Raw genomic sequence first — 26,497 nt, 5'->3', positions numbered from 1 at the left:
AGAATGTGATGAGAAAAATAATAATCTACATCTTTGCTGGGTTAGTAATTCTATATCAAGTTATTATTCTAACGTGGTGTGTATTTAATAAAAAATCAATATCGGTTGGAGGAATTCTTATTGCTGAACTTTCCGCATTTGGAATTTTAGCATTTATGAGTTTACTAAATAGTATATTCAGTAGAGGTAAATTTACCAATATTTTGGCGTTTAATATCTTTATCAGTCTTACCACAGAACTTATAATGGATATTATTAGCTACTTTTATAAACCTCTTATATTAACAGATGATGTCAAAGAAAGGTTACTTTTAGAAGCTAAAAAGAAAGGAATAGAAATTTCACTGGATAATGGTGATGTTGGTAGTATTATATCCACACTTATGATATTATCATTGATAATTGCCTTGATGACATTTATTGGATATAATGTAGGAAAGTTAATAAGGAGAGATAAAAAGAGCAAATAAAACTTGTTATTTATGGAAGTAGGTGAATAAAAAAGTGAAGAAAAACAAAAGGAGTTTTTTCATAGTTGGATATTTTGTAATTATAATTCTCATTCTGAGCAGTGTGTATTTATTTACTAGATATCTTAGTAAATTTGCTGAAAAAAGTACAGTTTCGAATCAAAAGACAGTAAAAGTTATTAGAATGCCAATTAAAGAGAAGATTGTACTAAGAGGTATTGTCAGAGCAGAGGAAAAAGCAATTTATAGTTTAGTTTCTGGGATGGTTCGTAAGGTGTATGTTCGTGAAGGAGATTACGTCAAAAAGGGAAAGCTGTTAGCTTATATAGATGCTTCTAATAAGGTATCTGAACTCAAAAAGAAAGAAAAGGAATTGGAAAAACTCTCAAATGAAATTAAAAAGTTTCAAGATAAATTAGAAAAATACAAATTTAGCTCTACTTTTGATGGACAGGTGCAAGAAATATATGTGACCGAGGGAGAGAGTGTTTCTTTGGGAGCTAATCTTTTCAAAATTGTAAATAATAAATCTTTATTTTTAACAGTAGCGTTTCCTTCGTGGCTATTTAATAGTATTCGTGTTGGCCAAAGATTAAAAGTTGTTCTTACTGAATATGATATAGAGACAGAAGGATTTGTTGATGCAAAGAGTTCTTTATTTTACGTAAACGACAATGGGCAATCGGTATTTGATGTTAAAATTTGTGTTGACAATGAAGGAAGAAGTTTGCCATCTGGAGCAAAGGCCTTTTGTGTTATAACATCAAAAAATCCTTATCAAGAAATAAGAAGTGTTAATGAAGGTATTTTAAAAATGGACGAGATAGTTATAAAATCCGAGGTTGAAGGAAGGATAAAGAAAATATTTGTAAAACAATATGACAGGATAAAAAAAGGGGATATTTTAATTGAATTCTTTGACCAAGATATTAAAGAGCAGATAGATGGACTAAAAGATCAGATTGACGAAACTAAAGAGGCAATAGAGACCTTGAAAAAAGAGATAAATAATTGTAAGGTAATGTCACCCATAAATGGAGTGATTAGCAATCTCAATATTTCTGAAGGTAAGCTAATTAATATGGGTGATAGTATTTGTTCTGTATGGAGCACAAATGACTTAATATTTGAATCTAAGATATCGGAGTATGATGTTTACAAAGTAAAAAAAGGTGATAGAGTGAAGATAAATTTTGCACCTCATAGTAGCTATATACCTGAAAGTGAGATAGACGGGATTGTGGAATCAATTAATCCAAGACCATTAGATGAAGAGTTATCTCAGAATGTTTCATGGTTTAACATAAAAATAAGATTTTACAATGAAAATATCAAGAGAGGGACACATGCCACAGCAGAAATAGAAGTTATAAGAAAAAAGAATGCAATTTGTGTACCCATTGAAGCTGTAAGGAAAGAAGGAGATAAGTACTTTGTATATGTAAAAAAATTTAATAATGAGAGCTTGAAAAAAATTAAAGAAGACGATAAAATCTCTGATGAACTTGGCACAAAAGAAAGTTACTATGCAGGCTGTGAAAAAAGAGAAGTTAAACTTGGTATTAGTGATGAGCATCACGTAGAAATTTTAGAAGGTTTAAAAGAAGGTGAGGAAGTAGTACTTCCTCAGACCTACAAAACTACACCTTAAAAACAGAGAGGGAATATATATGCAGTTTATTAAAGTTTATGAAATTTTAAAGATGGCAATAAAATCACTTTATGAAAACAGGGTTCGAACCTTTCTAAGTGTACTTGGAGTGGTTATAGGGACAAGTTCTATAATTGCAGCTGTTGGGCTTGTCCAAACAGTTAGCAGTAGTTTTGCAAAACAAGTTAAAGAGAGCGGTGTAGATAGTCTGGTTCTTTTTCTCTCTTATCTGCCAGAACATCAAAACGATTATTATGAATTGTCAGAGTATTTGTGGAAACACAAAGATTTAGTATTGACAATTACACCTAAGAAAAGTCTCTCGTTTGAGGTCTTGAGTTCGGATAACAACAAAAAAAGATGCGAAATTCTGTTGGTAAAACCTAATTATTATATCACAGAAAGTCTTCAACTTGTTGAGGGAAGGTTTTTAAGTTATTTAGACGAAGATAGAAATAACAAAGTTGCAGTAGTGTTTGATGATCAAAAGGATAAACTTTTTGGGAAGGGGCAGCAGGTTTTAGGTAAGAAGTTATGGATTAAAGGAAATGAATTTGAAGTTGTAGGCGTAGTAAAAAAGAAACAGAGATTGGCAAATATATCTATTGGAAGTGCTTCTGATATTAGTATTTTAGTACCTTTCAACGTGGGCGAAAGTTTATTTAGTTCAGAGATATCATCACAACAATTTTTTATAAAATGTGTAAGTTCAGAAAAAAATAAGGAGGTTCAAAAAATTATAGAAGAATTTTTGACTCAAAAAGGATTTGAAAAAGATGATTACTCTTTTATAGACGGAGGAGAAATTTTGCAAGGTGTTATTTCAGTTTCGTACTTACTCAGTGCGCTACTTGGAGGAGTTGCTACGGTATCTCTTATTGTCAGTGGAATAGGAATTACAAATATCATCTTAGTATCTGTTACTGAGAGGACAAAAGAGATAGGTATACGAAAAGCTGTTGGAGCTAAAATAAGAGATATTCGTTTTCAATTTTTAGTTGAATCTTCCATAATTTCTATTTTAGGTGGTATAATGGGCATAGTGTTAGGAATAGTAGTTGTATATGCTGTTATTCCTAATCTAATGAACGATGTTCAACCCACAATTTCAACATTTTGGATCTTACTTGCTCTGGGTGTATCGGGCTTTGTTGGTGTATTTTCTGGCTGGGCTCCAGCCGAAAGGGCAGCACGCCTTGAACCAAGTATTGCATTACGATATGAATAGTAACTTTTGACAAAAGGTGATGATATATATGATAGAACTTAATGATATCTTTAAAATATACAAAGTGGGCGAAATAGATGTTTATGCTTTAAATGGAGTAAATCTTAAAATTGATGCACATGAGTTTGTTGCGATTATTGGACCTTCTGGTTCAGGAAAGTCAACATTGATGAATATAATGGGATGCCTTGACGTACCAACATCAGGAAAATACATCTTAGATGGAAAAGAAGTTAGTTGCCTTTCAGACAATCAGCTTGCAGAGATTCGAAACAGCAAGATAGGCTTTGTATTTCAGCAGTTCAATTTAATTCCACAGTTAACTGCTCTTGAGAATGTTGAACTGCCTTTAATATACAAAGGGATGTCGGCATCAAAAAGACACAAGATTGCAAAAGAAGCACTTGAACGCGTAGGGCTTTCTGACAGGATAAATCACAGACCTCGACAGCTATCTGGTGGGCAGCAACAGAGGGTTGCCATTGCAAGAGCAATTGTGACAAATCCTTCAATAATTTTAGCTGATGAACCGACGGGAAACTTAGATTCAAAATCTGGCGAAGAAATTATGCAAATTTTCAAACAACTTCATAACCAAGGATGTACTGTGGTGTTAATTACACATGACAATCACATTGCCTCTCAGGCAAAAAGGATTGTAAGAATTCATGATGGGAAAATAATAGAAGATAGAAAAATTGCTTAAATTTTTTAGATTTATTGTTTGCAAGGGGTGATATAAGAAAATGAAATATAAAAATAGACACAGATTTTTATTTTTGGTTATCTGTGTTATTACTCAACTTTTAATAATGAAAACTGTGAGTGCACAAACAAAAGAATATTTATCGATTGATATGTACAAGCTTGCAGTGGAAAAGTTGTCTAAGATAGGTGTTGTATCATCAAAAGATTATCTCAAGCCAAACAGTTACGTGACTCGTCAGGAGTTTGTTAGGGCTATTGCAAAAATTTCAAATGTTGATGAAAAAACTTTAGTTCAACAACCATTTTCATACTGTATTGATGTAAAATCTAATACAGAACTTTGTGGTTATGTGAATTGGGCCGTTAAAAATAAGTATTTGAATATTTCAATAGATGGGAAATTTAGACCATTTGAAGAAATTACATTTTCTCATGCAGTAACTGCAATGGTAAAAATGCTAAATTATACTGATTCAGATATAGAGGGTATCTGGCCTTATAACTATATCAGAAAGGCTTCTGAACTTGGACTGTTGAAAGGCTTAAATGTGTCGGCTAAGAAAAAAGTTACAAAATATGATTTGGCCATTATGCTATATAGGCTGCTTGAAACAAATGTAAAAAATACAAATACAAAATTTTCTGAATATGTTGGGCTTTACAAATCATACGTTGTGCTTGATACTGGCAAGACATCATCAAAGCTTCTTCCAAATGAGGTTTTGACAGACAGCAGAGTGCTTGTGAATGCAACAAAGACGCAACTTGAAGTTGGGAAAAAGTACATGCTTCAGGTTGATACCAATAAAATCACGAAAGTGTTTGGCACTGAAGCTGATTCTTTCCAGATTGTCAGCACAAAGGTAAGCAGCAGGACTGTATATTACAAGGAAAGTGGAAAGACAAAATCAATAACTTTGCCATCTTCGGCAACATACTATTACAACGGCTCAAAGCAGAGCTATGATGCAGTAGAAAATGTGCTAAAACCGAACCAGAAAATAAGCTTTATATATTCTGAAGATAGGAGCAAAATGGACTTTGTTGTAATTTCCGACATATATGCACAAGAGATTTATGGAAACTACGATGAGGTTTTGATTTTGGCAACTCCAAAAACATCATCAGCACTGGATGCAAACCAGGTTCAGACAGACAAGGGAATATACTTTGTTGCATCTTCAATAAAACCTGAAAACCTTGAAATTGGAGCAAAGTATGGAGTGTATATAAAAGATGATACAATCACTGCAGCTTTGCAAAAAGTGTGGGTATCAGAAAAGTTTACAATTACAAATATAGATGATTACACACTTGATGCTGCTCAAAACGGCAAAACACAAAGGATTCAGCTGACAAGCAAACCTTTATATTACTATCAGGGAACAAAACAGAGCTATGAAAATTTACCGAACATTTTAAAAGAAGACCAGATACTCTATGTATCAAAAGACCCTGACACAGGCAAGGTTATGGCATATGTTATACAAGACCCATATGGTACACAGTATGGAAACTATATTGAGGCAATAGTTTTGCAGGATGCACTTTTAAACTCAAGCCTTGAGAACAACCAGGTTGTGACTGACAAAGGTATTTTTTACCTTCCATCTGCCGAGACAAAACTTGAAATAGGTGCAAAGTACGGACTTTATGTTAAAGACGATAAGATAACGCTTGTTGTAAGGAAGTTGAATAATACTCAGCAATATGAGGTAACAGATGTTGTAGGTGATACTAACGTCAAGCTAAAAGGTACTCAGGGGCAGGAGAACATTATTCTACCTCAAAAGCCGGTTTATTATTACAATGGTGCAAAAACAAACTACCTTGAGCTCAAGAATGTGCTAAAAGTGGGTCAGAAAATCTATTTTGGTTTTGCAAAGGACGGCAAGACATACGAATATGTTGTAATTCAGGACCCATACTCTTTTGAGTATGGCACATACACAGAGGTCATAGTGATGGCAGATAGCATTTCGTCAAGCAAGCTTGCAACAAACGAGGTTCTAACAGACAAGGGCATATATGTTGTGGGAAGATCTGCAGGAAAGCTTTCTGTTGGTGCAAAGTATGGTGTGTACATCAAAAATGATACAATCACCAAGGTTGTGAAAAAGCTCAACAACGTGGAGTCAGCAGAGATTACAGCAGTTGTGAGCGCTACATCCGTGAAGCTCAAAAAAAGCAGCACTGAGAATGCGCTGCCTCTTCCTCAAAAACCTACGTACTATTACAATGGAAATAAGCTCAGCTATGACCAGCTAAAGAGTATTCTCAAAACAGGTCAGAAAATCTATTTTGGCTACAACCAGGCAGGAAATTCGTATGAGTATGCAATCATCCAGGACCCATATTATGATGAGTATGGGACATACATGGAAGTTATTGTAATGGGAACAAGCAAGGTAACAAAAGGTCTTGCAGACAATGAAGTTCTAACAGACAAAGGCATTTTGACCCTGCCGTCAAACCAGAATATAAACTTGGAGCTTGGCGCAAAATATGGGCTTTATGTTGATTCAGATAATCAAATAACTCTTGTCTACAAAAAATTCAACTCAACAGATAGCATGACAGTTGTGTATGCTCTTGGAAGCAAAGTAACAGTTGACAAAGGCGGAACACAGGTTGAGATGACCTTGCCACAAAACATAATCTACTACTACAGCGGCACAAAGATTGACTACTCACAGGTGCTTCAGAAGATGCAAAGGGCAACATCGCTTGTGTTTGGAATATCAACACAAAAGAGCGGGTATGACTACTGTGTAATATTTGACCCGGTATACAGCAAACCATACCTTGCAAATGAGCAGACATATCTGACCTTAAAAGCAGGTGATTTGGATATAAGTGGTAGTAGCAAAGTTATAAAAGATGGGGATGTTGTGGATTACAGCTATATTCAGAAAAACGATGTTGTCTATGCTGTGTCAGACATCTGGGGTGGTAATAAGTTCATACTTGTTGTAGATGACAGGGTTGAATGTTACATCAAAAGCTACCAGCCAACAAGGTTCACACCAAAGTCAATTGTTGTAAGTGCAGTAGACCTGACAACAGGAAAGCTTGTGGACAGAACATATGAGGTGAGCGAAGATTTTGACCCATCTGTGCTTCTTTCTGACACCTTCAAAGTTGGTCAGAGAGTGTACCTCATTTTAGGGTACGATGGCAAGGTTGTGAGTATGGTGAAACCATAAAAAAAGCAGATTTCTATTAACTTAAAGCTAAGGTGAAAGATTGGAGATAAATATTTATTAAAAAGTTGAATTTATTAGTTATTATGAACTGAACACAAAAAGCGGCAGTTATTGAAATGGGGCAGAGAGTAGGGGAAAAATAGTTTAATAAAATTAACGGAAAAGGAAATAAAAATTGATGCGAGGAGAGGGCTTTTGTACAAATATTTTAAACCAGAAAAATGTAATAATATTTATCTGTCAGGAGTGAGGGTGAGTTTTCTGAATGCTCACCCTTCAGTTTTTTGGCTAAAAAATAAATTGTTGGGGTGGTTAAAGGGAAAGATTTACAAGAACTTAGGATGTTCAATAGTGTGGAGTGAAGATTTAAATTCTGGTCAGTACTTTGGGAAAATAAAGGTAGTAAATCCTTTTTGTCTTTAAGCACATGGTGAAAATTTGAAATAGATTACATTTCCTTGGTTATTCTATTCTCTATTCTTTATCTTCTCTTACGTTTTGTTGCAGGTTTTCTCTAAAATCAAAATTGTAACACAGAGGGCTTTTTCTTTTGTTACTACATTTACTCTATGTGGTTATTTCTTTTATTAAACAAACGATATATTTTTCCTATTTTCAAACTTATCATTTTAAAAACTCAAGAAAATTTAAGAAAATTTAAGCTATTTAAAGAAAAGTATATTCTGAGCTCAAAATTTAGTTGAAAATGGGCTAAAAAAAACGGGATTGACAGAGTGAAAATGAATAAGATAAAATTTGCATAGAAATTCCAAGAAGATGTTTACAGAAAAAATAGCTTGAGTACAAAACAGCCTAAATAAGAAAATAAAGAAGCAAATATATCAAAAATCAAGTGTGATGAAGAGATGAGGAAAAGATACTATTGTGTAAAGCAGCATGATATAACAGATTGTGCAGCGAGACTTGTCAAGAATTTTGTGTTACCAATTTATAACGTAAGTTGTAAAGTTATGTTATGTTATTGATGCATTTTCTAATACTGAAAAGCTCCATTTTTCCATTTTGTACGGCGTAAGTTCTCTTCTTGTTAAGTAAATATTAATTTCTAAGACTTTGACAGCCTTAAAAGTATCCACCTGAATTTACTTCTTTACTTTTCAATCATGCTGTTTACACGCAAGGCGGCGTCTGTAGCAAAGAATCTGCTTCCTTAATTCCTCAGGGTATTTCATATGAACAGAATAAAACTCTGCTTTTTCTGATATTGCAGCAATAAAATTGAGGATATTTTGAAAGGTATCCATCGCAAAGTTCTTTAAATTTCAGTACAGCTTCGTCAAAATCGAAGGAAGAAATTCTAACTCTGTCTAAACTCTTGTTAAAAGCTGAAAGCTTTATCCTTTGTCATATGTTTTCTGCTATTTCATTGGAGGTGGACAAAAGCAAGCTCAAGGTCAGCAAGAGGATAAGCAAGTTTGGCAACATCTATAATACCAGGAAAGTCATCACTTATGACAATTAAAACTTCTTTAAGACCTCTTGTAATTAAATCGTCAAAAACTTTCATCCAATCAGCCTTATTTTCTTTGCCGAAGAAAGGGCAGAATACCAAAGATATCTTTTTTACCTTCTAAGTCAATACGGAGGCTGGCATTGCAAGTAGCTTGTTTAACTTTAGAATTGTCCTTAACTTCACTTCTGAATAACCGTCGATGATGAGAGCAAAAGCAGATGTTAGCAATTCTCTTTGTTTGAATAATTGAAGCTCATTTTTAAGGTCTTCTTTGATTTTTAGTATTTCATTTTCGGAATATGGAAGATTCAAAGCTTTCAAAGTCTGGACAAGGGAACGCTCAAGAATAACCATTGATGTACTTGCGACATAAGAAGGGAAGTAGATAAGCTATCAACTCTTTTGTAGCGGAAAGAAGAGGATAGAAGGTCGGAAATTCTAAGGGCGTGTGCGAGGGACAGAAATTTCAAACTACATAGCAGGTGTTGAAAGTTTTACTTCAATAAAAACCATTGCCTTTGTCATTGTCATTTTTAGCAAGGGCTACTTTTCTTTCCGATAACATAAAGCAATCGAGCAAGTTTTACTTTTAGCTGTTTTAGAGCTGGGCGAGTAGGATCATCACAGGAAGCAATACATATTTAGCACTTGTTCGATAGCCATATTTTTAGCGGTCTCAAAAATTTCATTTTTCTCCATAATCGTGAACCCCCTTTGGTGATTATTTCAATACTAATTATACAGTGGACACAATTTTATTTTAACTTCCACAAGGTATGTTTATTGGGCGACAGAAGGAGTAAGGAAAAGATTGCAGAAAGAATTAGAAGATAATTTGAGAAAATATTTCAAGAGGAGCAGGAAATTGTTGTTAAAGTCTTATGAAGAACTTACAGCAGAGCAGAGAGAAGAGTTAGAAGTAATGTTTTGGTATAGTCGGGATTTGAGGAAAGCGCATAGACTCAAGGAAGAATTCAGGAAAGTTTTGGAAAGCAGTAATTCAGCAGAAGCGAGAGTTGAATTAAAAAAGTGGATAGAGGCAGCAGAGAGAAGTGGCCTTTCTGAATTTTGCAGATGTATAAAGGTTTTTAGGAACGAACTGGTTTTCAGAGATAGTAAATTCTTTTGATGTTCCGTATACAAATAGTGCAACAGAAGGTTTTAAGTTTGGAATGCACCACATCCTGATTGGAGAATAGAAAAAGACTACTATGATGTTGTAGGGGTTGACTTTTATGCCCCGACCCAAAACTATGGTCCTCTTTCATTTTGGTATGATTATGTCTATGAGCTGACAGAAGCTAAAAAACCTATAGCTTTGACAGAAAATGGACCAATCCCTGACCCAGATGTTTTGCAAAATACAAAAACTTATTGGCTTTGGTTTATGCCTTGGTGGGGTCGATTTACGACTGATGGCAATATAAATTCGTTTGAACACCTGAGAAAGGTTTATAACCACCCTTATGTAATAACACTTGATAAATTCGACTTATTTAGAAGATGAAAAAAAAAGTTCAAGGCTGCCATTTGAAAGAGGTCATTTCATATGTTCTGGAGTGAACGGACAGCCTTGAAATTTTGTTATAACTGGGATTTTAAACTTTTGACTTTAAGTAGCTACTTTTCTAATACCAGAAAAGAAAGAGTTATTTACATTTTGAAAAATTCCTTCTATGTCAAAATCAGTTTTTAAGTTTTGTAAATTGTATCCATAGTTTATATCTTGAAGTTTAAGATTCAAAACATCTTTTGCAAAAATCCATGGAATTTTATTCATGTAATCAGGGAAAGGTGGACATTTGCTTGGGAGAATGTCAATTCTTTTGCCAAAAAGTGGTCTGTTTTTGCCAAATCTAAGGTATATATCAATACTTTTAAGTGAAATATTGCGGATATTATTATCTTTGCCATAGATTAAAATCCCATTTTCCGAATAAGCTTTTATATTGGAAATAGAGATATCTTCAATAAAATTACCTTCTTCAGGAGAGGCAATTACAATTGGTTCACCTTTTCCCCACCATGTACCAGCAAATATTTTTGTTGTCATAATGACATTTGAGATTGTAACTGATTTGACATACCCGCTTTTCCCGTTTGCGAATATTGCAATTCCTCTGTTTGAATTAAGGATGATAAGATTAGAAGCAACCACATTCTTTACTTTGCTATCGAGGTGTCCCATCCGCAACGCTGCTGAGCGTGTTTGCATAATACAGTTTGACACAATTATATTTTCACATGGTTTGTCCCAGTTTGTAATGCCAGATATAGCAACACAGTCATCACCGCAAGTAAAGAAGCTATCTGATATTATTACATTTTCGCATGAGCAAAGATGTATACCGTCGCTGTTTGGAACTCTGAGATTGTTCATAATCCTTATGTTGTGCACCTTGATGTATTTTGATGAGTGGATGCAAACTGTCCAGCAAGGTGAGTCAATAATTGAGATACCGCTCAGACTAATATTTTCACAGTTATAGAAGAATATGGGTTGATTTGGTCGGTAAATGGGCTTACATTCTGTCTCTTCAAACTGGTCTTTGTCAAGTTGAGATAGCTCTTCGAACTGATTAAATGCTCTTGAAAAATCCATAAAACTGCTTCCGGAAAGGTCAATTGTACCTTTTCCATCAACTGCTATGTTCTTTTCGTTCATCGCATATAAAAATGAAGTAACCTCTCCCCATTCGTTGTGGTAATAACCAATTTGGTAGTAATCTTCAATATTGTTGGTTGCTTTGATTACAGCACCTTCTTCCAAATATAGGGTTACATTAGATTTTAACCTTATAGGGCGACTCAAATAAATTCCAGCAGGTATAACTACAACTCCACCACCATTTTCAAAACAGGTGTCAATAGCCTTTTGTATTACCTCTGTACAAAAACTCACTCCATCTCCTTTTGCTCCAAAGTCAGTTACAATTATTCTCACGAGTTTACCTCCTATTACTTTAAGTTTTATACATTTAAAATAACCTAAAAAATCACTAAAATCCTCTCAATAATTTTGAGAAAATGTTAGATTTTGATGGTTATAAATAACAGTGATTAAATGTATTGTAACAAACGAAAAAGAAGGGCATAAAGCCCTCCTTACAATCCCTATGGCATTTGAGAAAAAAAGTTACTTTATCCACTCAACTACATTCCAGTTTCTTTCAGGTACTGTTTGAGGATAATTTTCAGTGTATCCTAAAGCAATAGCCCACAAAGGTTTGTATCCATCAGGGATTTTGAGAAGTTTTATATAATCTTGTGCTTTTGGACTTGAAAAAAGTATCCCGACAAATCCTATCCAGCACGTTGCCAAACCGAGAGATTTTGCAGCAAGAAGGATGTTTTGGGTTGCAGCTGCACAGTCAATCTGGGCAGATTGACTATTTTCTTTTCCTGAAACAATTATAGCCATTGGGGCATTGTGGAAAACGTTAAAATCTTCTTTTGATGCGAATTTCTTTAAGTTTTCATCAGAAGACTGAAGCATAATATTTCTTATTTCTTGATTCATTTTGTTTAAAATATCAAGATTTTGAACCACTGTAAAAAACCATGGCTGACCATTTACGGCAGATGGAGCAAAGATTGCAGCTTCAAGTAAAAGTTTTATCTTTTCCTCTTCAACTTGGGTAGATAAAAAGCTTCTTACACTTCGACGCTCTTTAATTGCATTTATTACTTCATTTTCAAAAACACTGCTCATTTTGCAAGCACTCTCCCTTCAAAAGAGTTCCAAAAAAATTTAGTTTTCTAATTTCAAGACTCTAAAACTTGTTGGTTCTAAGTTGATTTCATAGATATTTTCATTTTCTGATATCATAGAGACTTTAAGTTCAAAACCTCTTAGAGAATCAATAACTTTTTTGTTTTTGTTCTTAATGTGTAAGTTTACCTTAGTTCTATAAGGCAAAAAGGACTCTATTATGAAAGTGCCGTTAAATTTAATCTAAATTCGCTCCAGCTAAGATTTCCTTTTGCTCTAATACAAGATGGGCATGTGCAGGCGGTGAAGAAAAAATCATCTAAAATGATCTCATCAAACAAAGAAGCTGTATATTGAACAATTTCTTTTAGCTTTTCTAAATGCTTTTGGTTTGTGTAACAGAAAGTATTAAAGATTCTATAATAATCAAGTTCTTCATTTCCAAATACCACAGTTGCAGTGATTCCACCGGATGTTTTGATGTTTTGTCTTTCAAAAAACTCCTTTATTCTGAGCATCTTCTCTCTTGGGACGGTATCTGCGCCTCTGTGTGTCTCAAGGTATACTTTTGAGATGTCTAAATATCTTTGGAAGAACTCCAAATCTTTTTCAAGCGTCTCTAATTCTACATTTTTTAAAAATCCAGCAGAGCAGTATATTACCAGTTTAAAGTTTTTGTATGCCATTTGCAATAACCTTCCTTTCAGAATTTGAGTAAATCGATTACAAGGAATATTATACTACTTAAAATTTTTATTACAACCTTTTTGATCACTGCCTATTTGCCCCATACTGGAGGAAAAATGTAAAAGATACAATTTGTGGGCTATCAGGCTTCAAAAAGAGGAGGGGACTAAAACTCAGAATAGATGACAAAAGGGTATATACAAGCGGCAAGAAATTACTTTTTTCAAAACAGAAATAAAGGACTGCCGATAGCATCAGTTCAGGCAGTCCCTGTTTTCTTCTTTAATCCTTGTAGCCATTTCAAATGCTTCTTTGACAACAGCAGCACAGCACTTTCCAGTTGGATTGTTTATCTCACATTTGCAATCTTTCATTGCACCAGTGATTTTACATACTTCACTGAAAGTTTTTGCACCTTTTTTCAAAACAGCATCCATAATATCTTCTTCTGTAACCTTGCCACAATAGCATACATACTTGGGATTTGCATCTTTTTTAAGCCAGATTGGTACCTTTAACTGATATTTGTAAAAAACATTTTCGCCTTTATAATATCCTACATCACACTCTGGGTTTGTGCACAAAAAATAATCTTCGTTTCCTACTTGGGACAAATACTCATCTAAAACTATATGCTTTACAGTAAAGTTCTTGACAAGCATTCCCTGGTGCTTACAAATAGGACAAACTTGAGAAAAATGTTCAATAGAGGTGCTTTCGCAGCATGAGCAACTTAAATTTGTACAGCAATTCACTTTCTATCTCTCCTTCTTTAGAACTTTTACAATCTCTCCAATAAACATTCTATGATAATCTTTTGCAGGGTAATAGTTGTCAATGCTTTTATCAAGGAAATTCTCAGGGATTATGTCTTGAAAATAAATCTTTTTGCAAACCAAAACAAGGTTAGCCTCGTCAAAAAACACTGTTTTGAACTCTTCATCTTCTTTAGGGGTGAGCTTTGCCATCTCAACCTTATTAACATCTTTGCCAGAATATTTCCCACAAATTTCAAGAGCTGACCTATACTCCTTATCAAAAAACGAAAGTGTAAAGAATTCATTTTCTTCAACAAACTTTCTTGTAAACCTCTGGGGTCTTATTACACAAAAGGCAACAGGCCTTTCCCAAATATAGCCGAGGCTTCCCCAGCTTGCAGTCATTGTGTTAAATGATTTGATGTTCCCTGCTGTAATGAGCATCCACTCTTTTCCAATTAGAGTAATGGGATTTAAGTTGAGGTCTTCAATTTTTGTCATTTTGTGTAACATAAAAAATCACCTCAATAGAAATTTCGAAATTCTTAGGAGTTTTGGATTGTCCTCTAAAACTTAAATATACTACAATGAATTTTAGTTTTCAAAGCATATCGCCCTCAAAATTCGGTAAATATATGAATTGTAACTATCTTCTTCATTAAATGTATTAAATATTTTGTAATGATAAAAGAATAAAAGTACAATAGTGATTAATGAAAGAGATGCAGTTTCAAATATTCTTCTTGACCCAGAAAGAAAAATCTGTTATTATATAATTGAAAATGATTTTCAATTAACACAAAATATCAATTACAAATTGTTTTCAAAAAACAAAGAGTATTATGTTGAATATCATGAGAGGTGATCAGCTTTGACGCTGGATATGATTTCAAAAGACCAGGAAGTTATAATAAAGAGCATAAAAAGCAAAACCGCACGTGTGTATGCTTTGAGATTTGGTATAAATGAAGGAAGCAAAGTAAAATGTGTAGCTAAAATAAATAATGGTCCTATTATTCTCAGGAAAAATCACCAAGAGATTGCAATAGGAAACGGTCTTGCTAAGCAAATTGAAGTTGAGACTCAAAAGTAGAAAGGGGCTTGATACATTTGAACTGTCACTGTGTTCAAGAGATGCTAAATATTCCAGATGACAAAGAGGTAATAGCACTTGTTGGAAATCCTAATGTTGGGAAGTCGGTTATTTTCAATAAACTGACAGGAAGATATGTAGAAGTTTCAAACTATCCTGGTACAACTGTAGATGTTAATTATGGATTTTACAAGGATTATGTTATTGTCGACACACCAGGCGTTTATGGAATTTCTTCTTTCAATGATGAAGAAATTGTAACGCGTGATATTGTGCTGAATACGCAGAAGATTATAAATGTAGTCGACAGTGTCCATCTTGACAGAGACTTATTCTTAACACAGCAGCTTATTGATTATCAAAAAGAAGTCATAGTTGTGCTTAACATGGTTGATGAGGTTGAGAAAAACAATATCACAATTGCCATAGACAAACTAAAAGAAAGCCTTGGTGTTGAAGTGATAGTAACATCTGCAAGCAAAGGAATTGGTATTGACAAGTTGAGAGAAGCCATAAACAAAAATCTTTTTAAAAAGGGCAAAATCACACCTAATTTAGAAAAGATTTTAGAATCTGAAGGAAAGAAATTTTCTTGGGAAAGCCTTGCCGAAGCTGAAAATGTATTCAGTTCATCAGTATCTGAACTTCAAGAAAAGATATACGCTTTGAGGCGCACCTATGTGGATGAGATATTCAATAAAACTGTCAAGTTTGATACCAAAAACCTTGAGTTTAAAAACAAACTAAGTCGAATTCTTATAAATCCAGTCACGGGAATTCCTATTTTATTTGTCACTTTGTATATTATGTATTATTTTATGGGAGTGCTTGTTGCACAAAAACTGGTTGACTTTACTATGAATACAGTAATGGGAGAATATTATCTTGGCTATGTAAAAGGTATTATAGAAAAGTTTGTTTCAAATACATTTTTAGAAAAGATTATTGTTGGCAATTATGGAATACTTTCTATGTTTCCAATCATCTTTTTGGGATTGCTATTTCCCCTTGTTATAGCTTTCCACCTTTTTATGAGTATATTAGAAGACAGCGGTTATCTTCCCAGAATTGCAGCGCTTGTTGACAGAGTGTTCAATAAAATAGGTTTAAATGGAAGGGCGATAATTCCTATAATTTTGGGATTTGGCTGTGTTACAATGGCAACAATGACAACAAGAATATTAGGGTCAAAAAGAGAAAGGCTCATTACTATGTTTTTGCTGGGACTCACAATACCATGCTCTGCTCAGCTTGGGATAATCAGTGGGCTTATTTCAAGACTTGGCTTTTGGTATCTTGTTGCTTATATTTTGATAATTGGATTTATTTTTGGACTTGTGGGCAGAATATTAAACAAAATTATAAAGGGTGAATCAACATCGCTTTTTATAGATCTTCCAACTTTGAGAATTCCTCAGCCTTCTAATGTTTTGAAAAAGACCTATTATAAATCAAAAGGATTTTTGGTAGAGGCTTTTCCGATCTTTGTTGCAGCAACGCTTGTACTTGGATTTTTGGATGCAACAAACCTTCTTCATGCTATAGAAAATTTTGCACAGCCGGTTGTTACAGGATTATTAAAGCTGCCAAAGGAGATAACCGAGGTGTTTATCCTGAGCATAATTAGACGTGACTATGGAGCTGCAGGACTTGTGACAATTCCAACTACAAAAGGTCAGATGTTTGTTGCGCTTGTAACAACAACATTGTTTGTCCCTTGTATTACTTCTTTTGCTATGATGACAAAAGAAAACGGGCTTAAATATTCAGTTTTTGTATGGATTTCATCTGCTGTGATTGCGATTTTAGTGGGAGGGATTCTTGCACATATAGTACTTTAAAGATTCAGTCCAAAACAAAAGGGAGAGTGTTTTTGTGATGAAATTAAAATGTCCTGTGTGCGGTTATGAGGTGGCTATTTCAAATAGAAAATGTCCGCGGTGTAACGCATATTTGTTTGAAGCGTTTAAGTGTTCAGGAAATTGCAGAAGCTGCAAAAAGAACTGTTCAATGAAGTCTTGACATCTAAGCTTTTGAGAGAATAAAATGTATATCATAAATAAATTACAAATTATAAATTGATGTTGCGGAGCAGTGATATTTAGAATGAAAAAAGATCAGTTAGAAGAGATAAAAGACCAGCTTAAGCAAAAAGGTTATAAACTCACAACCCAAAGAAGAATAATATTAGATTCAATTCTTGACAATCAAGACAAACATTTGAGTATTGAAGAGATTTACAAGATAGTAAAAGAGAAGATGCCAGAGATTGGACTTGCAACAGTATACAGGACAATAATGCTTTTGAATGATTTAAAAGTTCTTAACAAGATTGACCTTGACGATGGGTGTTCACGTTTTGAACTTTCAAATAACGAAGATTCTCACAATCATCATCACTTGATATGTATAAAATGTGGGAAAGTGGAAGAAGCAGAAGATGATTTGCTTGAAAGTTTAGAAGAACAAATAGAAAAAGAAAGAGGATTTAAAGTTGTTAATCACATAGTTAAGTTCTATGGTATATGTAAAGACTGCAAAAAGGAATGAGAAGATACTTCTTCTCATTCCTTTGTTTTTATACTTATCTTATAAAAATTACCATTATTATCATCGAAATTTTCAAACTTGTCTTTAAATGCAATAAACAAAAAACCACTTTTAAGCAGAGGTAATACTGCTATATATTCGCCATTTTTTTTTACCATTTTAATTTCGTAAGTTTTCCCTTCAACAAATTCATTTCCAAACCCAAATTTAAGATAAATATCTTTCTCAAGACCGTCCAGTAAAATACCATTATTGTAAGCTACTATCAATTTATCACCTGCAATGGGCTGTTGTGGGTAAAATTTAAAAGGCAATTGCATCTTGTAATTGATTCACCTTCCTTTACCTTGCGAATACATGATTGCCTATGACAGCTACAATTGGTCTGCTCCAAATCCATTTATTTGTAGTTTTTGCAGGGTTGAAAAAGTAAATTGCGCCACCTGTTGGGTCCCAGCCATTTAGTGCATCCCTTGCAGCGTTTATTGCTGATACTGTCGGCGAAAGGTTTATCTGGCCGTTTGCTACAGACTCAAAAGCACCTGGTTGGTAGATCACACCTGCTATTGAATTTGGAAAGCTTGGATGTCTTACTCTATTTAGCACCACTGCTCCTACTGCAACTTGTCCGACATAAGGTTCTCCCCGCGCTTCTGCGCTGATAAGATGAGCAAGAAGGTTGAGGTCTGAACTGTACGATGAACGTGTTGTTGTGACAATTCCAAGTGCCCTGAGAGTTTCGCTTCCTGCAATTCCATCTACTTTAAGGCCGTTTTTTGCCTGAAAGTATCTTACTGCCATATATGTTTTATATCCATAAATACCGTCAATTGGCCCATCGTAATATCCCCACTGCTTAAGTCTTTTTTGTATTTCAATAACCTCTGGCCCTGTAGAGCCATAGTATGAAAGAATAATTGGAGAAAGAGCATATTTGAATTTAAGGTGTTGATAGTTTGCTATAGTATATACGCTCAAACTCAAAAGTATTAGTAGTATTAATGCTTTTATACACCTCATTTATCATCACCCCATGCAGTTTAATTCACTCTGCAATAAGATTTTACAAATAGTATTATGCATCTAAATTTTTGAGAATATGTATAATGAATAACCTAAGCTGAATGTGCAGATAATTTAAAAGTAGGAGAATTAAAGAATTGGGGTGATGGCAAGGTGAGAAAGGCAATAACAATTTCAATTTTGATTTTCCTACTCTTTGGAAATTCACATATTGGTTGTAAGAAAGTATTTGGCGAGTCCCTTCAAACCCAAACACCGTCCTTAGAAATTTCAGCAAAATCAGCAATACTTGTTGACTTTGACACAGGAAAGATTCTTTACGAAAAGAACTCACATGAAAAACTTCCTCCAGCGTCGATCACCAAGATAATGACTATGATTTTGATATGTGAAGCAATAGAAAAAGGTAAGATAAAACTTTCTGACAAAGTTGTTGCAAGTCAAAACGCATCAAGCCTTGGAGGGTCTCAAGTTTATCTTAAGGAAAATGAAGAGATGACAGTTGAAGAGCTTTTAAAATCAATTGCAATTGCCTCAGCAAATGATGCGTGTGTTGCACTTGCTGAGCACATTGCAGGAAGTGTCCAAGAATTTGTTTATATGATGAACAAAAAAGCAAAAGAACTTGGAATGTTTGACACAAACTTTGTAAATCCATATGGACTTGATGCTGAGAATCATTACACCAGCGCATATGATGTTGCAATAATGTCAAGAGAACTTTTAAAACACAAGATCATCAGAAAATACCTTACTACATGGGTAGATACCATAAGAGAAGGCAAATTTGGTCTTACAAATACAAACAAGCTTGTGAGGTTTTATAGAGGATGTACAGGTGTCAAAACAGGTTCTACCGACAAAGCAAAGTTTTGTGTCTCAGCATCAGCTTTGAGAAATGGTCTTCATTTAATTGCGGTTATAATGGGAGCACCAGACAGCAAAACAAGGTTTAATGATGCCACAAAGGTTTTGGATTGGGGTTTTGCAAATTTTTCAATGTACAGTCCTTATTCTAAAGGATATTGTTTTGGGAAGGTAAAAGTGAAAAATGGAATTGAGAAAGAAGTAGAAGCAATTTTGAGCACAGATGTCAAGCTTATTGTTAAAAAAGGTGATGAAAGTACAGTTGAATCAAAAGTAACCTTGCCTCAGCAAATATCAGCACCTGTTAAAACTGGACAGAAGATTGGAAAATTAGAACTATGGCAAGAAGGGAAATTGCTGGGCGTGTATGACTTAATTGCAAAGAAGGATGTCCAAAAGAGAAATCTTTTTGATATTTTCCGCATGCTTTTTAGGCTTGAAAGCTGAGCTTGAAAAAATAAAATGGTCGGGGCGACTGGACTTGAACCAGCGAACCTCTAGCACCCCAAGCTAGCGCTCTAACCAAACTGAGCTACGCCCCGACCTTTTGTTATTTACATCATCAATTATATTCTAATTTTTTTAATATTTCAAGGAAAAAATTTGCTGGTAAATTTTCAAAGTATTCATAACTGTTTTTTCCCAGCTATAACTTTTTGAAAGAAAATAACCCTTTTGAGCAAGCTGATTTCGCAGCTCTACATTTTCTAATACAAGCAGTATTTTTTGAGCAATGTCTTCTTCGGAATAAGGGTCAACATACAGGGCAGCATCCTTTAAAACTTCAGGCAGGCAAGTTGTGTTGCTTACTATAGTCGGGACTTTGCAAGCCATTGCCTCAAGTGGTGGAAGACCAAACCCTTCGTACAGCGATGGATATACAAAAAGCAAAGCACCGTTGTATATATATGGCATAAATTCTACATCCACATAAGAAAGAAAATGTACGTGGGAAGTGAGCTTAAGATTTTCAACCAGATTTTTTATTTCCTCATAACTTCTGCTGAACTTCCCCGGTATAACAAGATGGATGTGCTTGATTTTTTCTCTTATTAAGGAATAAGCTTTGACCAATCTTTTAAGATTTTTCCTCGGCGAAAAACCACCTACATAAAGGATGTATGGGAAGTCAATGTTAAATTTTTGCAAAAGAAAGGTTTTGACTTCATCTTCTGGTAAGGGCTTATATATGTCTTCTGCTGCTAAATATGTTACAAATACTTTTGATGGATGGATGTCGAAGTATTCGCAAATATCTTTTTTGGAAAACTCAGATACAGTGATGATGCAGTCGGTTATTTTTATAATTTTTGGGACGACATCTCTAAATATTCTCAAATAGCCCGGTCCAACTGTTTCAGGAAGCCTGAAAGGAATTATGTCATGCAGAGTAATAATGTAACTGCACTTTTTAGACAGAGGAAGCCCAATACCATTTTGAGGGACATGATATATATCAATATCATTTTGAAGTATAATCTCTTTTATCATAATTTCTTCCCAGAACTTATCTAACTGCTGAGGAAGAAGGTTGATGTTTATATTCTGTGCAAGTACAAATTCTGTTTCGCAGCTATCAGGCCAGATTATTAAATATTCATTTTCTTTGTCGAGTTTTTTGATATAATTTAAAAGCTGATAGGTGTATGTGCCAATACCGGAACCCCTATACCATTTAGCAGCTCTACCATCAATGCCAATTTTCATGATTTTTTCATTTTCAATTAGGTCAATTTTATTATATGATATTAGTATTCTCATGTGTTAAAAGGGAGTGATCAAGAAGTGACGGTGAATTTTGTTGTTGATAAAGAGCTGGCAGGGCTAAAAGTGGAAAAAGCCATAAAAAAGAAATATCCTACAATTCCAATGAGTTTAATTTTTAAAATGCTCAGGCGAGGAGAAATTATTGTAAGTTTTCTTCCTGCTCAAAAAGGAGAGGTTTTGAGGTTTGGAGACACTGTAAGTTTTGAAATAGAAGATAGATTTTTGGAGCACAAAAAAGTGGAGATTCTTAAAGTGTACGAGGATGACAACATTGTTGTAATTGACAAACCATACGGAATTCCATCACATCCAGATTCGAACAATGAGTATTCTGTTGTCAGCTGGATAGAAAACAATTACTCTAAAAATGAACTTCCTCAGCTTTGTCACAGGCTTGACAGGAATACAGCAGGACTTATGATCATTGCAAAAAATAGACAAGTTTTAAGCGAGATGTTAAAATATATGAGTAGAAGGGCAATTATAAAGAAGTATTTATGTATAACTAAAAAAGCTGATTTGCCAGAAAGTGGTGTACTTGTACACTATCTTAAAAAAGATTCAAAAAAGAGCAAAGTATATATTTCTGACTTTCCACAAGATGGCTATTCAGAAGTGGTGACAGCATATAAGATTGTAAGACAAAAAGATGACTTGCAGCTTGTAGATGTTGAAATCAAGACTGGTAAAACCCATCAAATCAGAGCGCAGCTTGCGCACATTGGGCTTTGCATCTTAGGTGACAGCAAGTATGGTGATTGGAAGCTAAATAAAAAGTACAAGGCAGATATGCAAGCCTTGTGTGCTTATTATCTTAAATTTGAGATTGGGAAGAAAGGTATTTTAAGGTATTTAGATGGTCAAAAAATAGTAAAAGAGACAGTAGAATTCCCGGTTGATATCGAAGGTTTTTCTTCAATAAACGTATATAAAGAAAGAGGGCTGGAGATATGAGAAAGCTTTTATATGCATTGGGGTCGTTTATCATAATACTTTTGATAGGCATAAATGCTCTTTTTTACTATGAAAACATGTACATCAAAAAATACATTCCTGTCTCAGAAGAGGTTTCCAGAAAACCTCAGCAAAAGACTTTGCCAAAGACACAGCAGAATAAGAATACTTCTGCTAAAAACAATTCTTTGTCTGTTAAGCTTAAGTCCCAACCAAAAGAATACAAGGCAAGTTTATTTATGGCAGGAGATGTGTTTTTCAACGGCTATCTTTTAAAATCTTATTATGACAGGCAATCTCAGAATTATGTATTCGGGGACATCTTGGAAAACGTTAAAGATATCACTTATGCAGACCTTAGTATTTTCAAGTTTGACAGCACAATTACTGACAATATTCCTGTTTCAACATATGGGAAATACAACGCTCCAAAAGAGGCTTTAGATGTGCTCAAGTCAGCTGGATTTAATCTTGCGGTACTTTCATCATCGCATATATTTGATGGAAAGGTGGAAAGTTTGAAGAAAACAATAAATAATTTGAAAGAGGCAAAGATTGAAACAGTAGGCGTTAAGCTTTCTCAGGAAGATCATACCTCAAAGTTTTTTGATATAAACAACATAAGAATTGGCGTTGCTGCGTTCACAAAAGAGCTTTCATCAGTCTATTTGGGAGGAAGCTCTACTTATAAAGATTTTGTTAGTCTTCTTGACAAGGATGAGATACAAAATGAGATTGAGTACTTGAAAGGACTCAACTGTGACATTATAATAGCATGTGCAAACTGGGGAGTTGAAAATTCAAACTCAGTTAGTTTTGAGCAGAAAGAGTTTGCAAAAGAGCTTATAAAGAATGGTGTTGATATTGTAATTGGTACTCATACTCATACAATTCAGCCGTTTGAAAAGGTTAAGGTTGAGGATGAGTCAGGCAATATAAAAGAGGGGATAGTATTTTATTCGCTTGGTAATTTCCTGTGCGACCAGACAGTTATTTTTCCATACAATAGATTTGGTTTGACAGTGAGACTTGATCTTGTTAAAAAAGAAAATAAGCTTACTAAAAAGATATCAGTTGAGCCAATATATATCTTTAGAAAGACAAGAAGGAATGCAAGTTACTATGATTTTATTGTTCTTAAAGCAAAAGACATTTTAAATAGAACTGATATAAAGACATCCTACATTAATTATGCCAAAAAACTGCTTGAAGATGTTGATAAATGGCTTAAAAATGTGCAATAAACAAAATTTTTTGTGCGTAGGGGGATTATACTGAGGTGGAGAGAAGACAGGACAGAATTCGTAACTTTTGCATAATAGCTCACATAGACCATGGGAAGTCAACCTTGGCTGACAGAATAATTGAGCTCACAGGAGCACTCACAGAAAGAGAGATGCAGGACCAGGTACTTGACACCATGGACATAGAAAGAGAAAGAGGAATTACCATAAAAGCCCAGGCGGTAAGGCTCAACTACAAAGCAAAGGATGGCAAAGAATATACATTTCATCTTATAGATACACCTGGTCATGTAGACTTTACCTATGAAGTTTCACGAAGCCTTGCTGCCTGTGAAGGTGCAATTTTGGTTGTTGATGCAACCCAAGGTATTGAAGCACAGACGCTTGCAAATGTCTATCTTGCACTTGAGCACAACTTAGAGATAATACCTGTTATAAACAAGATTGACCTACCAAGTGCAAGACCTGAAGAGGTCAAAAAAGAAATAGAAGATGTGATCGGACTTGATGCATCAGATGCACCGCTCATTTCAGCTAAAATGGGCATTAACATTGAAGAGGTTTTGGAACGGATAGTAAGAGACATTCCACCTCCGAAAGGTGACGATACAAAACCGCTAAAAGCTTTAATTTTTGATTCGCTTTATGACAACTACAAAGGTGTTTTGGCATATGTGAGGGTGTTTGACGGGGTTGTGAAACCTAATATGACCATTAAGATGATGTCAACTGGTGCTCAGTTTACTGTGACAGAGGTAGGATATTTTAAACCTGGAATGCTAATCCCGTGCGAGGAGCTAAGAGCCGGGGATGTTGGTTACATTGCAGCGTCAATTAAGACAGTGAGAGATACAAGGGTTGGTGATACCATAACTGATGCGAACAATCCAGCTGATGAGCCTCTGCCGGGCTTTAGAAGATTAAACCCAATGGTGTTCTGTGGAATTTATCCAACAGGAGATACAAAGTACGAGGAGCTAAAAGAAGCTTTAGAAAAGCTTCAGCTCAACGATGCAGCGTTGTTTTTTGAACCAGAAAGCTCAGCAGCGCTCGGTTTTGGTTTTAGATGTGGATTTCTTGGACTTTTGCATATGGAGATTGTTCAAGAAAGGCTTGAGAGGGAATATGATTTGAACATAATCACAACAGCACCTTCTGTTGTATTTAAAGTTACAAAGACAGATGGTGAGGTTTTGTACATTGACAATCCAACAAAACTGCCACCCCCGAACGAGATTGCCAAGATGGAAGAACCAATGGTAAAGGCAACTATCATGGTACCGAACGAATTTGTAGGTAGCGTGATGGAGCTGTGCCAGGAAAGAAGAGGAATTTTTAAAGACATGTCATATATTGAGACAACACGTGTTATTCTCACTTATGAGATGCCTCTTATGGAGATTGTGTATGACTTTTTCGATGCTCTAAAGTCAAGGTCAAAAGGTTATGCTTCATTTGATTATGAATTTATAGGTTATGCTGAGTCAAAGCTTGTAAAGCTTGACATTATGATAAAAGGCGAGGTTGTTGACGCGCTTTCGTTTATTGTTCATAAGGATAAAGCTTATCAAAGGGCAAGAAGAATTGTTGAGAAGTTAAAAGAGGAGATTCCGCGGCACTTATTTGAAATACCAATTCAGGCTTGTATTGGCAGCAAGGTTATAGCAAGAGAAACAGTAAAAGCTTTGCGAAAAGATGTGCTTGCTAAGTGTTATGGCGGTGACGTTACAAGAAAGAAAAAGCTTTTAGAGAAGCAAAAAGAAGGTAAAAAGCGAATGAAACAGGTAGGAGAGGTTGAGATACCGCAGGAGGCATTTATGGCTGTTTTAAAGCTTGAAGACTAAACCATTTGGTTAAAATAAAAAAGGAAGTGCAAGCCACAATTGAGAAATATAGGACTATATATTCACGTTCCATTTTGTAAAAGAAAGTGTTATTACTGTGATTTTGTGTCATATGAAAATGTCAATGATGATGTGATTTTTGCATATTTTAGCGCGCTTGAAAATGAATTAATTTATTATAAAGAAAATTATGATATAGAGATAGACACAATTTATTTAGGGGGTGGTACACCTTCTTCTATTTCTGCAAATTATATCTTGAAACTATTAGAATTTATATGTTCAAATTTCAAGATTAAAAGCAACTGCGAGATAACCATCGAAGCAAATCCTGAGAGTATCACACATAAGAAACTTCAAAGTTACAGCTTGGCAGGAGTAAACAGGCTAAGTATAGGGATACAGTCGCTAAACGATGTAGAACTGAGAGCAATTGGTAGAGTCCATGACTCTGAGGTTGCGCTTAAGATTTTAAGTAGAGTACCTTTATATTTTGAAAATTTTAGCGTTGATGTTATCACAGGTCTTCCATATCAGACTTTTAAAAGTTTTATGCAAACACTCAATACACTTTTGGAATTTTCACCGCCTCATGTGTCAATTTATTCACTGAAGATAGAAGAGGGGACATTTCTTTTTGAAAGATATGAAGAGTATAAGAGCTTGTTGCCAAGCGAAGATGAAGAAAGAAGAATGTTCTGGTGGGCAAAAAGAATACTTTCTGAGATTGGAATTTATCATTATGAGATCTCTAATTTCGCTAAGAAAGGTTTTGAGTGCAAACACAACTTGAAATACTGGAATGTAGAGGAATACATTGGAGTTGGCTGTGCAGCTCATTCATTTTTTAATGGTTGCAGGTATTATAATACTTCTAATATAAACGAATATGTTAAGAAAATAAAAGAAAATGGTTTAGCTATTGAAGAAAAAGAAATTATTTCATGTGAAGAAAGGGAAAAGGAATTTATTATATTAGGGCTGAGAAAGATAGAAGGATTATCCCTTGAGGAATTTAGAAAAAGATTTGGCGTAGAGTTTGAAAGAAAGTACAACTCTCAAATTGAGAAACTGAAAAAATATGGATTGATAGAGGTAAGTAACAATTATTTGAGACTTACAGAGAGAGGAATTGACCTTGCAAATTTAGTGTGGATGGAGTTTGTTTAAAAAGGTCAAAGAAAGTCAAAAATATACTTGACAAAAATCTACTCAAGTGATATCTTATATCTTAGAATTAGCACTCATCAACAGAGAGTGC

Annotated in this window: 22 protein-coding genes, 1 tRNA gene and 3 pseudogenes; 16 read left to right on the top strand and 10 right to left on the bottom strand. The window is 34.6% G+C overall.

What is annotated here, in order from left to right:
- The first annotated feature begins 8 nt into the window (after positions 1 to 8).
- The 6 genes and pseudogenes from ATHE_RS07910 to ATHE_RS15385 all read left to right on the top strand — a co-directional run.
- On the top strand, positions 9 to 470 hold the full coding sequence (locus ATHE_RS07910; RefSeq protein ID WP_015908017.1) for a hypothetical protein: 462 nt from the start codon (positions 9 to 11) through the stop codon (positions 468 to 470).
- Between the two features lie 34 nt (positions 471 to 504).
- Entirely contained in the window at positions 505 to 2,121 is a 1,617-nt protein-coding gene (locus ATHE_RS07905; protein WP_015908016.1) for an efflux RND transporter periplasmic adaptor subunit, read from the top strand.
- Positions 2,122 to 2,140: 19 nt separating this feature from the next.
- Entirely contained in the window at positions 2,141 to 3,349 is a 1,209-nt protein-coding gene (locus ATHE_RS07900; protein WP_015908015.1) for an ABC transporter permease, read from the top strand.
- A 28-nt stretch (positions 3,350 to 3,377) separates the two neighbouring features.
- The gene (locus ATHE_RS07895; RefSeq protein ID WP_015908014.1) at positions 3,378 to 4,055 is read left to right on the top strand and encodes an ABC transporter ATP-binding protein; all 678 of its coding nucleotides are present in this window, start codon (positions 3,378 to 3,380) and stop codon (positions 4,053 to 4,055) included.
- Between the two features lie 40 nt (positions 4,056 to 4,095).
- A complete protein-coding gene (locus tag ATHE_RS07890; protein WP_015908013.1) occupies positions 4,096 to 7,263 on the top strand; it encodes a hypothetical protein in 3,168 nt (1,055 codons plus the stop codon).
- Between the two features lie 333 nt (positions 7,264 to 7,596).
- A pseudogene (locus ATHE_RS15385) lies at positions 7,597 to 7,686 on the top strand (PIN domain-containing protein); the annotation flags it as partial.
- Between the two features lie 546 nt (positions 7,687 to 8,232).
- Here ATHE_RS15385 and ATHE_RS07880 read toward each other — a convergent pair.
- A pseudogene (locus ATHE_RS07880) lies at positions 8,233 to 9,436 on the bottom strand (IS256 family transposase).
- A gap of 70 nt (positions 9,437 to 9,506) precedes the next feature.
- Here ATHE_RS07880 and ATHE_RS14290 point away from each other — a divergent pair.
- A pseudogene (locus ATHE_RS14290) lies at positions 9,507 to 9,900 on the top strand (transposase); the annotation flags it as partial.
- 32 nt (positions 9,901 to 9,932) lie between these two features.
- Complete coding sequence (locus ATHE_RS14285) at positions 9,933 to 10,244, top strand: glycosyl hydrolase (RefSeq protein ID WP_231503429.1); 312 nt, start codon at positions 9,933 to 9,935, stop codon at positions 10,242 to 10,244.
- Positions 10,245 to 10,349: 105 nt separating this feature from the next.
- Here ATHE_RS14285 and ATHE_RS07870 read toward each other — a convergent pair whose 3' ends face one another.
- The 5 genes from ATHE_RS07870 to ATHE_RS07850 all read right to left on the bottom strand — a co-directional run bounded on the left by ATHE_RS07870 (position 10,350) and on the right by ATHE_RS07850 (position 14,407).
- Entirely contained in the window at positions 10,350 to 11,681 is a 1,332-nt protein-coding gene (locus ATHE_RS07870) for a glycoside hydrolase family 28 protein (protein WP_015908011.1), read from the bottom strand.
- Between the two features lie 192 nt (positions 11,682 to 11,873).
- Positions 11,874 to 12,449 carry a nitroreductase family protein gene (locus ATHE_RS07865; protein WP_015908010.1) on the bottom strand — a complete coding sequence of 192 codons (576 nt, stop codon included), beginning with the start codon at positions 12,447 to 12,449 and terminating at the stop codon, positions 11,874 to 11,876.
- Between the two features lie 218 nt (positions 12,450 to 12,667).
- The gene (locus tag ATHE_RS07860; RefSeq protein WP_015908009.1) at positions 12,668 to 13,135 is read right to left on the bottom strand and encodes a hypothetical protein; all 468 of its coding nucleotides are present in this window, start codon (positions 13,133 to 13,135) and stop codon (positions 12,668 to 12,670) included.
- A 255-nt stretch (positions 13,136 to 13,390) separates the two neighbouring features.
- Positions 13,391 to 13,891, bottom strand: a complete 501-nt coding sequence (locus ATHE_RS07855; RefSeq protein WP_015908008.1) for a (2Fe-2S)-binding protein — start codon at positions 13,889 to 13,891, stop codon at positions 13,391 to 13,393.
- Positions 13,892 to 13,894: 3 nt separating this feature from the next.
- Positions 13,895 to 14,407: a flavin reductase family protein gene (locus ATHE_RS07850; protein WP_015908007.1), complete on the bottom strand. Its 513-nt coding sequence runs from the start codon at positions 14,405 to 14,407 to the stop codon at positions 13,895 to 13,897.
- Between the two features lie 358 nt (positions 14,408 to 14,765).
- Between ATHE_RS07850 and ATHE_RS07845 the strand changes: the two genes are divergently transcribed.
- From ATHE_RS07845 to ATHE_RS07835, 3 genes are all read left to right on the top strand, one after another.
- Positions 14,766 to 14,987 (top strand): FeoA family protein, encoded by a 222-nt coding sequence (locus ATHE_RS07845; RefSeq protein WP_013403073.1) that lies wholly within the window; start codon positions 14,766 to 14,768, stop codon positions 14,985 to 14,987.
- A 17-nt stretch (positions 14,988 to 15,004) separates the two neighbouring features.
- Positions 15,005 to 16,828: a ferrous iron transport protein B gene (gene feoB / locus ATHE_RS07840; RefSeq protein WP_015908006.1), complete on the top strand. Its 1,824-nt coding sequence runs from the start codon at positions 15,005 to 15,007 to the stop codon at positions 16,826 to 16,828.
- Between the two features lie 265 nt (positions 16,829 to 17,093).
- Positions 17,094 to 17,537, top strand: coding sequence for a Fur family transcriptional regulator (locus ATHE_RS07835; protein WP_013430127.1), 444 nt, complete (start codon positions 17,094 to 17,096; stop codon positions 17,535 to 17,537).
- Positions 17,538 to 17,551: 14 nt separating this feature from the next.
- Here ATHE_RS07835 and ATHE_RS07830 read toward each other — a convergent pair whose 3' ends face one another.
- Together ATHE_RS07830 and sleB are read right to left on the bottom strand one after the other, a co-directional pair.
- The gene (locus tag ATHE_RS07830; protein WP_015908005.1) at positions 17,552 to 17,857 is read right to left on the bottom strand and encodes a hypothetical protein; all 306 of its coding nucleotides are present in this window, start codon (positions 17,855 to 17,857) and stop codon (positions 17,552 to 17,554) included.
- 22 nt (positions 17,858 to 17,879) lie between these two features.
- Positions 17,880 to 18,557 carry a spore cortex-lytic enzyme gene (gene sleB / locus ATHE_RS07825; RefSeq protein ID WP_015908004.1) on the bottom strand — a complete coding sequence of 226 codons (678 nt, stop codon included), beginning with the start codon at positions 18,555 to 18,557 and terminating at the stop codon, positions 17,880 to 17,882.
- A gap of 156 nt (positions 18,558 to 18,713) precedes the next feature.
- Here sleB and ATHE_RS07820 point away from each other — a divergent pair, with 156 nt between their 5' ends.
- A complete protein-coding gene (locus tag ATHE_RS07820) occupies positions 18,714 to 19,874 on the top strand; it encodes a D-alanyl-D-alanine carboxypeptidase family protein (RefSeq protein ID WP_015908003.1) in 1,161 nt (386 codons plus the stop codon).
- Between the two features lie 16 nt (positions 19,875 to 19,890).
- Here ATHE_RS07820 and ATHE_RS07815 read toward each other — a convergent pair.
- Together ATHE_RS07815 and ATHE_RS07810 are read right to left on the bottom strand one after the other, a co-directional pair.
- A tRNA-Pro gene (locus tag ATHE_RS07815) sits at positions 19,891 to 19,969 on the bottom strand.
- A gap of 40 nt (positions 19,970 to 20,009) precedes the next feature.
- Complete coding sequence (locus tag ATHE_RS07810) at positions 20,010 to 21,134, bottom strand: glycosyltransferase family 4 protein (protein WP_015908002.1); 1,125 nt, start codon at positions 21,132 to 21,134, stop codon at positions 20,010 to 20,012.
- A 78-nt stretch (positions 21,135 to 21,212) separates the two neighbouring features.
- Between ATHE_RS07810 and ATHE_RS07805 the strand changes: the two genes are divergently transcribed.
- The 4 genes from ATHE_RS07805 to hemW are packed head-to-tail and all read left to right on the top strand — an operon-like array spanning position 21,213 to position 26,406.
- Complete coding sequence (locus ATHE_RS07805) at positions 21,213 to 22,148, top strand: RluA family pseudouridine synthase (RefSeq protein WP_015908001.1); 936 nt, start codon at positions 21,213 to 21,215, stop codon at positions 22,146 to 22,148.
- On the top strand, positions 22,145 to 23,392 hold the full coding sequence (locus ATHE_RS07800; protein WP_015908000.1) for a CapA family protein: 1,248 nt from the start codon (positions 22,145 to 22,147) through the stop codon (positions 23,390 to 23,392). Before ATHE_RS07805 ends, ATHE_RS07800 begins: the two co-directional genes overlap by 4 nt.
- 35 nt (positions 23,393 to 23,427) lie before the next feature.
- Complete coding sequence (lepA, locus tag ATHE_RS07795; protein WP_015907999.1) at positions 23,428 to 25,236, top strand: translation elongation factor 4; 1,809 nt, start codon at positions 23,428 to 23,430, stop codon at positions 25,234 to 25,236.
- A gap of 39 nt (positions 25,237 to 25,275) precedes the next feature.
- A complete protein-coding gene (hemW, locus tag ATHE_RS07790; RefSeq protein ID WP_015907998.1) occupies positions 25,276 to 26,406 on the top strand; it encodes a radical SAM family heme chaperone HemW in 1,131 nt (376 codons plus the stop codon).
- The last annotated feature ends 91 nt before the right edge of the window (positions 26,407 to 26,497 follow it).

The sequence above is a fragment of the Caldicellulosiruptor bescii DSM 6725 genome (assembly GCF_000022325.1).
GTDB classification, from domain to species: domain Bacteria; phylum Bacillota; class Thermoanaerobacteria; order Caldicellulosiruptorales; family Caldicellulosiruptoraceae; genus Caldicellulosiruptor; species Caldicellulosiruptor bescii.
The sequence above is the reverse complement of the archived record's forward strand: the minus strand, read 5'-3'. Positions and strand labels throughout refer to the sequence as shown.

What these genes read in the sequence shown, in the direction of transcription:
- ATHE_RS07800 (WP_015908000.1), top strand. Translation starts at nt 22,145, where the DNA reads ATGAGAAAGCTTTTATATGCATTGGGGTCGTTTATCATAATACTTTTG.
- ATHE_RS07910 (WP_015908017.1), top strand. Translation starts at nt 9, where the DNA reads ATGAGAAAAATAATAATCTACATCTTTGCTGGGTTAGTAATTCTATAT.
- ATHE_RS07850 (WP_015908007.1), bottom strand. Translation starts at nt 14,407, where the DNA reads ATGTTACACAAAATGACAAAAATTGAAGACCTCAACTTAAATCCCATT.
- ATHE_RS07830 (WP_015908005.1), bottom strand. Translation starts at nt 17,857, where the DNA reads ATGCAATTGCCTTTTAAATTTTACCCACAACAGCCCATTGCAGGTGAT.
- ATHE_RS07865 (WP_015908010.1), bottom strand. Translation starts at nt 12,449, where the DNA reads ATGAGCAGTGTTTTTGAAAATGAAGTAATAAATGCAATTAAAGAGCGT.
- ATHE_RS07860 (WP_015908009.1), bottom strand. Translation starts at nt 13,135, where the DNA reads ATGGCATACAAAAACTTTAAACTGGTAATATACTGCTCTGCTGGATTT.
- sleB (WP_015908004.1), bottom strand. Translation starts at nt 18,557, where the DNA reads ATGAGGTGTATAAAAGCATTAATACTACTAATACTTTTGAGTTTGAGC.
- ATHE_RS07835 (WP_013430127.1), top strand. Translation starts at nt 17,094, where the DNA reads ATGAAAAAAGATCAGTTAGAAGAGATAAAAGACCAGCTTAAGCAAAAA.
- ATHE_RS07900 (WP_015908015.1), top strand. Translation starts at nt 2,141, where the DNA reads ATGCAGTTTATTAAAGTTTATGAAATTTTAAAGATGGCAATAAAATCA.
- ATHE_RS07810 (WP_015908002.1), bottom strand. Translation starts at nt 21,134, where the DNA reads ATGAAAATTGGCATTGATGGTAGAGCTGCTAAATGGTATAGGGGTTCC.
- ATHE_RS07890 (WP_015908013.1), top strand. Translation starts at nt 4,096, where the DNA reads ATGAAATATAAAAATAGACACAGATTTTTATTTTTGGTTATCTGTGTT.
- ATHE_RS07895 (WP_015908014.1), top strand. Translation starts at nt 3,378, where the DNA reads ATGATAGAACTTAATGATATCTTTAAAATATACAAAGTGGGCGAAATA.